The following is a 12,787-nucleotide window of genomic DNA, read 5'->3' as shown; positions in this document are numbered from 1 at the left end:
AGTGGCATCGGGTTACATAATCGTTGAGCAATTAAGCGAATCTCTTTTTCAAAGGGACAAAATGTTGCTAGCTCCACAAGAACTCGTCACACAGACACTCTGACCCGAGCAGCCCCTTTAATCAGGGCTTGCTTCGAAAGTCTAAGGTTGAATATTTGCAGTGTATCCAAGTGTTGAGCGCCCTTGAGAAGTGCAAGGAAAATCGTTCAAAATACTCAAAACCTTTGCACATGCACCCCAATGTATCGTCGCCCATCCCCCGGTCAACTGTCCTTTAAGAACTTCTACTTGCCCTTCGGAGGCAAACTATCAGAAGAGAATCGCTGGGTCAAACTCGCCGAGCTGATTCCTTGGGAGAGCTTTGAGTCAGAGTATGCAGAGGAATTCAGTCAGACCATGGGGGCACCTGCCAAACCCTTTCGTGTGGCCTTAGGGACCTTAATCATCAAAGAGAAACTGGGTGTATCCGATGCAGAGACCGTAGAACAGATTCGAGAGAACCCCTACTTGCAGTACTTTCTGGGTTTTAGTGAATATCGAGAGAGTGCTCCGTTTGATGCCTCCATGCTGGTTCACTTTCGCCAACGGTTGAATCTAGAGCTGCTGACTCAAGTCAACGACGCAGTCGTGGAATCAGTGCTCGCATCTGAGGGTTCTCCTGTTGTGATGTCCCCTGAGTCATCTCCTTCTCCTGAAGATGACGAAGATGAGCCTCCTGCCCCTCCCAACCAGGGCCAATTGTTGATAGACGCGACCTGTGCGCCAGCCGATATTCGCTATCCGACAGACTTAGATCTGCTCAATGATGCCCGCAAAGCGAGTGAAGCCATCCTTGATGCTTTATATGCTCAAGTCATGCTGTCTCTCAAGGGCAAACCTCGCACCTACCGCCAAAAGGCCCGCAAAGCTTATCTGGCCATTGCCAAGAAACGTCAACCGAGTCGCAAGCTGATTCGTAAAGGGATTCGTCAGCAGTTGGGCTATGTGCGTCGGAATCTAGCCCACATTGATGGATTGATAGCTTTAGGAGCGTCTCTGTCCCGACTGTCCCGGCGACAGTACCGTCTGTTGCTGGTGATTCATGAAGTCTTTCGACAGCAAGAGTGGATGTATCAACAGCACGTGCGTCGAGTAGATGACCGTATTATCAGCCTCACTCAGCCTCATGTCCGACCGATGGTCCGAGGCAAAGCTGGAGTACCTGTTGAGTTTGGGGCCAAGCTATCCCTCAGTTGTGTCAACGGATGTGTGTTTCTGGAACGTTTAAGCTGGGATGCGTTCAATGAATCCCAGCATCTTCAATATCAAGTGGAAGCTTTTCATCGTCGCTTTGGCCATTATCCTCTCTCAGTCCATGCCGACCAAATCTATCGAACCCGAGCTAATCGACGATGGTGTAAAGCTCGAGGTATCCGATTGAGTGGACCACCGTTAGGAAGACCTCAACAAGACCCCCAGGTGCAGGGCCAACTCAAGCAACAAGCACGGGAGGACGAAAAGGTGAGAGTCCAAATTGAGGGCAAGTTTGGGCAGGCCAAGCGAAGATTTGGCTTGAATCGAGTGATGGCGAAGTTAGCGGATACGGCTGCTAGTGCGATTGCTATCACGTTCTTGGTGATGAATCTAGAGCGGTGGCTCCGCCACCTTTATCATTCATTTTTGGGTGGGATTGCTGGTGTTGGAAAGCGTTATGGAGCTGCCAGGGCTGCCTTGGGGCTTTTCTAGGGCCAGTGAAGGAATATGGCCCTGGCCGTCACAACTGGGTTGATTGTACGATTTGATGCCAGGAATTAGCTCAATTTACTTTTTCAGCAAACCCTAATCAGGGCACATCGCACATCGCAGACGTTCTACTTGAGCTGTCGCTAACTCCGTTCCCTGGGCAGCTTGACGTAACGTAATCACCAGTAAATAGGCTGCCTGCGCTAACAGCAGACGAAATTGATTCGCCATAAACCGGTGACAACTGAGTCGGTCTGCTTGAATACCTCGCTTGAGTTCTTTAATGGGATGCTCACTATCCCCACCGCGCTGAACATAAAACGTATCATAGAGCTGCTGCGGACTCAACATCATATTGGTCAGGACAAACCGAGGATTGGCCCCTTTGGGCAGATATTTAGCCTTCATCACCAGGCGTCGAGGATAGTCCCAGATGGTAGCCGCGTAGTAGACACCATCAAATAATCGAGCCTTTTGTTGGGTTCGACAATACTGGAGCCGGGCCTGCTCTAGTAAATTCGAGATTTTTCGCTTCAGCACAGCATTCGAGCTAACCTGGACAATTCACCTGAAAGTTCAAAATGAGATTGAGTGGTTGAAGGGTAAAGTCCCCCTGGAGAATCTGCTCAGTCCGAAGATGAAATTTGGTCACACTGCAACGCCTCAATTTGGACAATTCCATAAAGCTAGACTCGCCTTCAATTCATGTTGGGGAACCAATCTTGCGGGCGATTCAAGCCAATCAATGGGTTGCTATCCTAATTCTCAAACTCTCAAATTAGGCTCTATCAAATCAGAGCACTAAATAATAATGAAGACTCTATCCTCTAGCCCACTCTACTTCTCGCTCAAGGTAGTACAGCGCAATAGGTGTCCAATAAGGTGAGGATGTCGAATATGCTTGAGTTTGTGAGGCTGCTGATTGAGCTTGATTCTCCAGATCTGAGGAATCTTTAATAACTGGAATCTGAGTGCAAATATGGTCTGGCATAACAACCTTCACTAGTAATATTGATATTTCTTGAAAAGTTTGCAGTAGCAAGAGGATATATCAGTTAACAGAGCTGATAATCTACTAAAATGCTGTCGCAACAGATGATAGTTTCTGTCGCTATTATGGGTGGAGTGATAATGCTTGACTGTGATTAAAGTCAGTCAGGATAGTGATTAATATTAATCGCTAACCATCTTAATTAATTATTAAATGATTCTCATCCTGAAATCTGTTAAATAGAATACGGTCAGTTAGGATTAAACGATAAAATATGCCCCTTATTCATCTTTTTTGGGTAATAAACGATGAATAAGGGGCAAAAGAGAATTACAGGGAATGTAGCTTCCTGTTATTGCTCAGCGTAGTCTGATAGCGGTGCACAGGAGCAGACCAAGTTACGATCGCCATAGGCATTGTTAATCCGACTGACGGCAGGCCAGAACTTAGACTCCCGAGTCCAGGGTGCAGGATAAGCTGCCTTCTCTCTTGAATAAGGTCGGTCCCAGCTATCGGCAATCACCACATCGGCAGGATGGGGTGCATTTTTTAAGACGTTGTTCTGGGCGTCTGCCTGTCCCGCCTCAATTTCGGCAATCTCTGCTCGGATGGCAATCATCGCTTCGCAGAATCGGTCTAGTTCAGCCTTGGATTCGCTTTCCGTCGGCTCAATCATAATGGTGCCAGGGACTGGCCAAGACACGGTCGGGGCATGATAGCCATAGTCCATCAGTCGTTTGGCAATATCTTCGACCTCAATCCCAGCCGTTTTCTTGACGCCTCTTAAGTCCAGAATGCATTCATGGGCCACTAAACCCGACTTACCTTTGTAAAGGACGGGGTAATAAGCTTCCAGGCGCTTGGCAATATAGTTCGCATTCAGTATTGCCACCTTGGTTGCCTGAGTTAAGCCCCTCGCGCCCATCAAGGCAATATACACCCAAGAGATGGGTAGAATACTGGCACTGCCCCAGGGGGCGGCTGCTACGGCACCAATGCCTGCTTCTCCTCCCATGGAGATGACTGGGTGTTGAGGAATAAACGGGGCAAGGTGGGCTGCTACGCCAATCGGCCCCATGCCTGGGCCACCGCCACCGTGGGGAATACAGAATGTCTTATGCAAATTCAGGTGACAGACATCCGCACCAATATCGCCAGGACGACATAACCCTACCTGGGCGTTGAGGTTAGCGCCATCCATATAGACCTGCCCGCCACACTCATGGATCAGGTCACAGATCTCTTGAATGGTTTCTTCAAAGACGCCGTGGGTAGAGGGATAGGTCACCATCAGGGCCGATAGATGGTCGCGATGCTGCTCTGCTTTTTGGCGCAGATCGGCCATATCGATATTGCCCAGCTCATCGCAGGCTACCACCACCACTTTCATCCCAGCCATCACTGCACTGGCTGGGTTGGTGCCGTGGGCAGAGTCTGGAATTAAGCAGATATTGCGATGGGTTTCTCCTCGGCTGGCATGATACTGATGAATCACCAACAAGCCTGTGTATTCTCCTTGGGAACCCGCATTGGGTTGAAGAGAAATTCCGGCAAATCCCGTGATTTCTGCCAGCATGGCTTCCAACTGTTGAAAAAGCACTTTGTAACCCTGGGCTTGCTCCACGGGGACAAACGGATGGAGTTGACCAAACTCAGGCCAAGTCACGGGCGCCATCTCTGAGGTACCGTTGAGCTTCATGGTGCAGGATCCTAGGGGAATCATTGAGGTGGTTAATGACAGATCCTTAGCCTGCAGTCGATGCATATAGCGAAGCAGCTCTGACTCTGAATGGTAGTTGTTAAAAACAGGCTCAGTCAGATAAGGACTGGTGCGTTGATGCAGTTCAGGATAGTCAACGGTGGTTTCAGCGAGTAAATCTTCTAGGGTGAAGCTGAGATTATCCGAGGTAAATAGGCTGAGGACATCCCAGAGATCTTTTGGAGTGGTAGTTTCATCAAAAGCGATGCTCGCAGTTTCATCATCTAGATACCGAAGATTGATGGATTGGGATTGCGATCGCACCCGCAATTCCTCCGCCGACAACGTTCCTAACTTCACCGTTACCGTATCGAAGAATAGCTCTGAGGTCAGCTCAAACCCCAGCTTCTTCAACCCAACTCCTAGCAAACTGGTTAATCCATGCACCCGGTTTGCGATTTGTTTTAACCCTTGAGGACCGTGGTAGACCGCATACATCCCCGCAATTACAGCTAATAAAACTTGAGCCGTACAAATATTGCTGGTCGCTTTATCCCGACGAATATGTTGCTCGCGGGTTTGTAGCGCTAGCCTTAGGGCTGGCTTATCTTGTACGTCATGGGAAATTCCGACGATTCGACCGGGAATTTTGCGCTGATAGGCTGCTCGAGTTGCAAAAAATGCGGCATGGGGACCGCCATACCCCAGGGGCACGCCAAACCGTTGGCTATTACCCACGGCAATATCAGCGCCCCATTCTCCCGGGGGTGTTAGCAATAGTAGGCTGAGCAAATCTGTGGCTACGGTGACTAAGGCTCCGGCCTGATGGGCCGCCTCCACAAAGGTTCGATAGTCATGAATGCTCCCATCTGTAGCCGGGTATTGGAGCAGTGCCCCAAAGGTTGCATGATCAGCAAAATTATATTGCTGGTGATCACCGACAATGACCTCAATGCCTAAGGGTAATGCCCGAGTCCGAATGATATCAATTGTTTGGGGATGGCATTGCTCCGAAACAAAAAAGGTGTTAGCCGTCTGCTTCTTTTGCAGGTTATAGCTCATGGCCATTGCCTCAGCCGCAGCAGTCCCTTCATCCAACAGGGAGGCATTGGCAATTTCCAAACCCGTTAAGTCCATTACCATGGTTTGGTAATTGAGCAGAGCCTCTAACCGACCCTGGGCGATTTCAGCTTGGTAGGGGGTGTATTGGGTATACCAACCGGGATTCTCCAGAATATTCCGCTGAATGACTGGAGGGGTAATACATCCGGCATACCCCATGCCAATATAGGACCGAAAAATTTGATTCTTAGCAGCAATTGAGCGTAATTCTTGGATTAGCTCATACTCTCCTCGCTCATACCCCAACTTTAGAGGCTGCTTGAGGCGAATTTGAGCAGGGACTGCTGCATCAATCAACGCCTCCAAGTCCTCAACATTCATCGTGTCTAGCATCTGATTGATGTCTGATTCGCTGGGGCCGATGTGGCGGTGAGCAAAGGTATCAGAGGGTTTCAGGAGTTTAGCCAGGGAATCAAACTTGCTGATATCTCCTGAAGAGGATGAAAGTCCAGCAAAAACGGGAGTCGATGTTGGGGATTGGGTCATAATCAGCAAATATGCCTCAAACAGTGAGTCTATGTAGGACAGGCGTATAGGGGGACGTTTAAGCACCCTACTCGGTAAATAGGGGTGAAAATTCTATAAGTTTAGCAAAGAGATATCTAGCAAAATGATCATTCTGCACTTTTAATAGGTTCTTAGTTACCTATCAGTCCTCTCAAAACAGAGGGGAATCGACGCATGACGGGAAAAAAGTAACGGGACTGGGCGGACTCGAACCGCCGACCTAGCGCTTAGGAGGCGCTTGCTCTATCCAACTGAGCCACAGCCCCAACTAGAAAAAGACCGAGAACATCCTAGGGTGTTAACGGCGACTATAGAAAGGCCACATCATCATAACAAGATAGTCTGTTCTTCCAAATCGCATCATAGGAGAGCGTAAATTGCAGCTGAAGTCGTTGATAGTACTAAAAAGAGAGTCCACCAACTTTGGTGGACCACTTTGGCAAAAAGGATAACCTAGAAAAAATTTGGGTAACGTTAAAGAATAGATATCAGATTAAAGGGCAGTCATGAACCATCGAAGCGGCAGGTTTAAAGGGGTTGGCGGTCTCAGCCTGTTCTATCAAACCTGGCAGCCCCTAAATCAAGTCCGGGCTAACATTATCATTGTTCATGGGTTAGGTAGCCACTCAAATACGTTTAGCACACTCGTAAGCCACCTGGTTGAGTGTGGGTATGCAGTTTATAGCTTCGATCTGCGAGGTCATGGGCAGTCGGAAGGGATGCGCGGTTACATTAACCGATGGTCGGAATTTCGAGAAGATTTAAGGGGATTTATCCACCTTGTGACAACGGAATCTCCTCGATGTCCTTCCTTTATTTATGGCCACAGTTTAGGGGCAACCATTGCTTTAGATTATGTTGTTCGCCTCCCCCATGGCATTCAAGGGGTTATTTTGAGTGCGTTGCCGATTGGCAAAGTTGGACTATCTCCCGTTAAATTCTTTATCGGCCGAATTTTGTCTTCCATTTGGCCCAGTTTTGCTCTTAACACAGGAATTGATTTATCGGCGGGCTCTCGTAATCCTGCCGTTATTCAGACTCATGCTCAAGATCCCCTCCGCCATACCCGGGGTAGGGCTCGGATGTCGACAGAATTTTTCTCAACGTTGGATTGGTTAAACGCCCATGTTGAGAAGTTGAGCATTCCAGTGCTTATGCTGCATGGTGCGGCTGATCGAACGATTCCGCCAGACTCTAGTCGTGATTACTTTCAAGGCATTACCTATTCAGATAAGACATATATTGAATATCCGAATGCCTACCATGATCTTCATCTAGATCTCGGTTATCAGACGGTTTTAGCAGATGTGGAGCATTGGTTGGAGAAACATGTTGCTCACTCTGCATTGCCAGAAAAAGCATGAATAGAAATTTAGTTCAGACTCTTGAATAACCTGGTTTTATTAGGAATTCAACTCAATTCCACTTCAGTGAAATGTCTTGTTTATGAGTTAAACACATGGCAATGTCTTTTTCGTAATAGGCTGCTTCATTGATAAAAATGGGCCATACAGTCGAGCAACCTTCATAGAAAAGAGTTTGGCCTTCAAAGGTTAAGAATATCGGATCACCTGGATTCAAGGGCTGATAGTCCTTTCCTTGAAGCTGAGGATGAACCATACCTGCTAGTTCTCCACTAGATGTTTTGGGGAAGTCAACGACATCAAGATGCTGAAATAGAGGCAGAGTTCTGGGTAACGGGAGGGAGACATCTCGATTGATTTGCTCCAAATAGTCCAGGGTTTGATGAATTAAAGTTTCGGTCTCCTGAAATAAGGACGCTAATAGAATGCCTTGGGGAATGGGCCCCACTTCTATAGCGAAACCCAGTTGACACAGGGAGCTGACAAAAGCATTCTCCTGGTTCCCTTGGGTCCATCGGTAGACCCGCACTTGAGGATTGTGATGGGTCAAGTAGGCCGCTAAATGAAGATTAAAGGGATGGTCATTTACCAGTATGAGAGTTAGACCCATATTGGCTGTGGTGGAATGTAGATCTAATAGGAAATTATCGGAATTCCCTTTAGGACCTAATTGCTGGTGAAGGACTTTAGCCTGTCTCTCTTCGTGTCGACCTAAAAGCTGATTATCTAAATCAGCTTTGATAAAACACCGGTTCAAATCAGTATCAATGTATCGTCGATTTTCTTTGCAAGCTTGGGGATTGCCAATTAGACAAGTGGTTGTCAGGTTAGGGCGAAAGAGTAATGATGAATCTTGATTAAATTTCTTGACTAAGTACAATCCTATACGTTCGTTCCCATGGGTTCCCCCGACAATGACAACCTGTCGAATATGATTGTTGTTCAATAAGATTGCCTCAAAAGCATTATATTGTTTTGTGGAGGTCATAATTACCAATCTATACTGCAAAAAATGGAGTAAAGGTAGTTAAGAATGACAAATATAAGTATGGGGTTTCTAAAATAATTGAAAATTCTTTAGTGGATTACCAATACGCTGCTTCATAATTTTATCAAGTCCTCATGATTAGGGAATAATAAAATTACCCCCTTTGTATAGTTTGCTCCTTATGCGCATTAGGTCTCCTCGCCAGACCTCCCTCCGCCAGCGTTTAAGCATCGGCCTAGGAACGATGTTAGTCCCCTTTTTATTACTGGCAGGAGGGGCATTGGTATCCTTTGAGGGAGCAATAGATAGTTTTGAAAAGCAAGAAAATGTTGGACTAGAAGAATTATTCCCCTTAGCTAGAATAGAGGGATTAATGCTTGACATTTCTGGGGTTGTAAATGTAGAAGATACCACCTCTAAAACAGTTTCTGTTGCTAAATTTGAAAAAACTGCTGCTGATATTAACTACAATTTTAAAATTATCTTAACTCGGCCTTCACAATTGCCTGAACGGAATGAATCGATATACCGCATTCAGGAAGAATGGAATCAACTAGAAGATTTAGGCTTAGAGATCGTAGGATCTAGTATTCAGGCTTATAAAGCGGATAAAAATGCCAAAATATCAGAATTTCAGTTAAAACTGCAGGAAATACTGCAAAATGTACAAGAGCTCAATTATCGACTCATTGCATTTCAAAATACAGAAAATCTTCGCCAAGCTCAATTAGTCAGAGGAAGGGTCAGGCTATTAGTTGCCATCATTTTCCTTTTGGCTTTAACCATAGCGGTGATTTGTGCCTATGCTTTATCTCGATCGATCTTGGTTCCTTTGTATCGGTTACAAGAGGGGGTAAAGCATTTAGCAGATGGCAACTTGAAATATCGAATTAAACTCAAAACCCAAGATGAGTTTTCTCGCCTAGCCAATACTTTTAATGCCATGGCAGGAAGTTTAGAGCAAAGCCAAACAGATTTAGAACGGTTAGCAACTTTAGATGGCCTGACGGAGGTGTATAACCGCCGAGAATTTAACCGCTGGTTATCGGTGGAGTTTGAACGGTCTAGACGCGATGAACATCCCGTTTCTTTAATTATGGTGGATCTCGATCATTTCAAACAATTAAATGATACCTATGGTCATCAGGCTGGGGATGAAGCGTTATGTTGTGTTGCTCAACTTCTCAGGAAAGAAGTGCGTCCAGGGGATATCGTCAGCCGCTATGGCGGAGAGGAATTTGCGATTATATTACCCAAATCCTCTGTAGAAGACAGTGTAGCTGTGGCCCATCGTATTCGTCGAGAAATTGCAATTCAACCCATTCGTATTTCTTCGGAAGATCGCATCCATCTAACGGCAAGTTTGGGGTTAGCAACATTTCCGAGTGATGTGCAGTCAGAAGAGGCGCTTTTACGAAAAGCCGATCAGGCCCTATTTCAAGCGAAGAAACTGGGCCGAAATCGAGTTTGTTTGGCAACAGAGGTCTCTCGATCAAGTCCAGGTTAATTTACTCAGTTTTCTTCTCATTAGTCTAGTCAAAACTACGGAGTGAGTGAGAATATAACAGATTTACAGGGAAGAATATAATTCCCTGAGGTCTCGAATATCAGTGTTCCTCCGGTCGAAAAAATTGCGAGACCAACGAATAATGAGAATTAGGTGTAAAGATACATTTCTTTCAATGAAAGTTGTTAGTGGGTCTATCGATGCCTTCATAAATTAGATGCCTCACGTTTACAAGGCCCTCCAATGAAGGGGCATGGCAGTGTTAGGGGTATTGAGTTTAGAGCACCAATTAAGGTTTGATATTGACCGGATGTTGAGAACGAATTGATGCTACATCATTTGATGAGTGTAAGATTTGAACGCTGATGAGGCTATGAGGATGCGTCAAAGTGAGGTGAGGAATCTGATTCAGCGGCTGGTGCTGCAATTGAAATTGATGCCAGCCAGTTCAACTTGTGCTGACAGTCGAGGGATGGGTTTTACGTTGATAGAAGTACTTGTGGCGATGATTGTTGCCGCTGTTTTTGTCTCTATGACGATGCAAGCCATTGTTACCTCTACTGCGTTCCGCGTTGTAGCCACTCAATATGATGAAGCAGTGAGTTGGATCCAAGAAGACTTGGAAATGGTGGTTAATCAAGCGACCCAGTATGAAGTAGCGCCCCAACCCTATTCTTCTCGATGTTTAGCAACTCTGAGTAGTAATGGTTTAGCGGCAGGGTTTCTAAATGATTCTGTAGCGGGTTTAGGGGGGACCTCTACTACTATTGGCCCGAGGGCTTTGGGGGGAAAAACTATACACTAACGCGCACAGCCAATTATGCTAGTTCATCGGACCCATTTCGATTGTTAAATGTGACTTACCAGGTGACGGCAGAGGGGGAAAGCAAGCCGATTGCGATAGTTAATACTGAAGTGATCCCCCATGCTGTGTTCAAGTGTCCTTAATTCGTTCCGATATCCGTTTTAAGTCCTGAGGTTCGTGATGCTCCCCAACAACTTGAAATTGCCTCCGTACAGTTTATCTCCGGTATCTGGATTTACCTTGATAGAGAAGATGGTGATTGTGGCCATTTTGGGGATTGTTGCTAGCATTTCTGCGCCGGGGGTTTGGGGAATGCTGAATCGAGCCAAACTGAAGCAAACCGTTGCTGAAGTTCGGACTGCTCTGAACGAAACCCAACGGGAAGCGATCCGCGGTAATAAAGTTTGTACCGTTACCCTCAATTTTGTGGAAGGGAAGGTGACAGGGTCTTGTTTAAAGACGGGCGATCGCAACTTAGCTTCAGAAATTTCCATCGCTACGAATTTAACCAATGACGGTTCGAATCCTCTGACGAATCAAAAGAGTCGGGTCATATCGGATAGCCAGATTGTGCAAGGGGTCAGTAATGGGGTTTCTCCTTCTTTAATTGCCTTGTCAGATTCATCAGATCATGGAGATCGAGCTTCCCATGCGGGCATGGTTGTACAAGTCATTTCACCCTGTCGACCATTCAGCTCTGGACAGTGTGTGCAACTAGCAGGTGATTTTGTGGGTGATGAGGATTCACCAGGGACATCTTCTTCCGTAGTGTCCTATGACATTCCCATTCGATTTGGCGTTCTGGGTAACCCCGACTTTTCGATTGTTAGTGATGGGAGTAGCCCGACTGACCCTAGTGGCAAGATTGTTTTCTTTTTCCCTGATGATACCCAAGGGACGAAACGTTGTATTGCTATTTCGAATACTTTGGGACTGACCCGAGTGGGGACCTATACCGGCGAGATGACGCCGTTAGCGATTACGACGACGGGACGTTGCATTGCAGAGAAATGGGATCAGCAATGAGACGTTTCCAACATTGGTGTTTACAGCAGTTTGTGAGGCAGTTTACCCTGCAGGACCATCCTCAATGGCATGAGCAGGGCGTAACCTTGGTAGAACTCCTTGCGGCAACAATTATTACAGGTTTGGTGACGAGTGTAATTGGGTTTGGGGTGATTACTGCCTCCCAAGCTAACAAAAAAACTGAATCTGTTGCTGCCCGGCGCCATGACCTAAGTAGGGCCTTTGATTTCATCAGCAATGAGATCAGAATGGCCAATCGCATCAATCGCACCAATAATGTTGTGGCTTCAAACTCTTCGACCTTGGCCAATGTGGTTACGGATGCAGGATTAAACCTGGCTGATCTGGGGGCCTATGGAACATTGGTCCTATATCTGGAAATCCCCATTAATTCGTCCATTCCTGAGGTTTGTCCAGCAGATGGTCCCAATGCTGGTGTTGCGCCCCCGCAGCCAGCAAACTATGACCGGGTGGTCTATGATGTGCGGGCCAGTGGACAAGATTGGCTTCCCCCCAACTCAATTTTTCGATATGGTCGGATTCCAGAGTTGGACGGTAGCATTAATCCTTGTAGTGATCCTATTGCTAGCGATACTTTGGTGGATGCGATCGCAACTGCGAATGATGAGTCTCCCCCTTGCCCAGCACCGGGTGTACTCGTTGGATCCATGGGGTTTCAAGCCTGCGTTAAGGGGACACAGGTGGACTTGCTGATGCGAAGCAATATATCGGATGTCGAAATTCATCGTTTGAGTAGTACTGCCACCTCCCGATTGGGAAATACCCAGACGGTTCCGGTTCTGACGGGGACAAGATTGTCTGGCACCGATACGGTGGATTTGTCTTGGACATGGTCTGGTCAAACGGCATTGACCACCTATGCTGTGCAGCAAGTGATTGTCACCAATACATCGCAAGTTTACAGTGGGAGCAATTCTTCCACTTCAGTGGCGTTGTCGGGGAGTATTGGCGAACAGCATTGCTATTCAGTGACTGCAACCACTGGGGTGGTGACGAGCCCCGAAAGCAATACCGTGTGTCTTACGAAGTAAAGAT

7 protein-coding genes, 1 tRNA gene and 2 pseudogenes are annotated in these 12,787 nt (G+C 46.7%); 6 read left to right on the top strand and 4 right to left on the bottom strand.

Features of this window, described 5'->3' with window-relative positions; all coding sequences use genetic code 11:
• The first annotated feature begins 240 nt into the window (after positions 1 to 240).
• Positions 241 to 1,768, top strand: a pseudogene (locus tag ON05_RS00965) (IS5 family transposase).
• A 50-nt stretch (positions 1,769 to 1,818) separates the two neighbouring features.
• Here the strand turns inward: ON05_RS00965 and ON05_RS00960 are convergent.
• The 3 genes and pseudogenes from ON05_RS00960 to ON05_RS00950 all read right to left on the bottom strand — a co-directional run.
• Positions 1,819 to 2,274 (bottom strand): annotated as a pseudogene (locus ON05_RS00960) (transposase); the annotation flags it as partial.
• A gap of 791 nt (positions 2,275 to 3,065) precedes the next feature.
• Positions 3,066 to 6,020 carry an aminomethyl-transferring glycine dehydrogenase gene (gene gcvP, locus ON05_RS00955; RefSeq protein ID WP_010472943.1) on the bottom strand — a complete coding sequence of 985 codons (2,955 nt, stop codon included), beginning with the start codon at positions 6,018 to 6,020 and terminating at the stop codon, positions 3,066 to 3,068.
• Positions 6,021 to 6,233: 213 nt separating this feature from the next.
• Positions 6,234 to 6,307 (bottom strand) — tRNA-Arg (locus ON05_RS00950).
• Positions 6,308 to 6,547: 240 nt separating this feature from the next.
• On the opposite strand from ON05_RS00950, the gene ON05_RS00945 reads away from it, so the two are divergent.
• Positions 6,548 to 7,405, top strand: coding sequence for an alpha/beta hydrolase (locus ON05_RS00945; protein ID WP_010472945.1), 858 nt, complete (start codon positions 6,548 to 6,550; stop codon positions 7,403 to 7,405).
• Positions 7,406 to 7,457: 52 nt separating this feature from the next.
• Here ON05_RS00945 and ON05_RS00940 read toward each other — a convergent pair whose 3' ends face one another.
• Positions 7,458 to 8,393 (bottom strand): aspartoacylase, encoded by a 936-nt coding sequence (locus ON05_RS00940; protein ID WP_010472947.1) that lies wholly within the window; start codon positions 8,391 to 8,393, stop codon positions 7,458 to 7,460.
• Positions 8,394 to 8,574: 181 nt separating this feature from the next.
• Between ON05_RS00940 and ON05_RS00935 the strand changes: the two genes are divergently transcribed.
• From ON05_RS00935 to ON05_RS00920, 4 genes are all read left to right on the top strand, one after another.
• The gene (locus ON05_RS00935) at positions 8,575 to 9,900 is read left to right on the top strand and encodes a diguanylate cyclase (protein ID WP_236618941.1); all 1,326 of its coding nucleotides are present in this window, start codon (positions 8,575 to 8,577) and stop codon (positions 9,898 to 9,900) included.
• Between the two features lie 379 nt (positions 9,901 to 10,279).
• Entirely contained in the window at positions 10,280 to 10,705 is a 426-nt protein-coding gene (locus ON05_RS00930) for a type II secretion system protein J (protein ID WP_010472952.1), read from the top strand.
• Between the two features lie 180 nt (positions 10,706 to 10,885).
• Entirely contained in the window at positions 10,886 to 11,731 is an 846-nt protein-coding gene (locus ON05_RS00925) for a Tfp pilus assembly protein FimT/FimU (RefSeq protein ID WP_029315172.1), read from the top strand.
• Positions 11,728 to 12,783 (top strand): PilW family protein, encoded by a 1,056-nt coding sequence (locus ON05_RS00920; RefSeq protein ID WP_010472956.1) that lies wholly within the window; start codon positions 11,728 to 11,730, stop codon positions 12,781 to 12,783. Before ON05_RS00925 ends, ON05_RS00920 begins: the two co-directional genes overlap by 4 nt.
• The last annotated feature ends 4 nt before the right edge of the window (positions 12,784 to 12,787 follow it).

The sequence above is a fragment of the Acaryochloris sp. CCMEE 5410 genome (assembly GCF_000238775.2).
Classification (GTDB): Bacteria; Cyanobacteriota; Cyanobacteriia; order Thermosynechococcales; family Thermosynechococcaceae; genus Acaryochloris.
The sequence above is the reverse complement of the archived record's forward strand: the minus strand, read 5'-3'. Positions and strand labels throughout refer to the sequence as shown.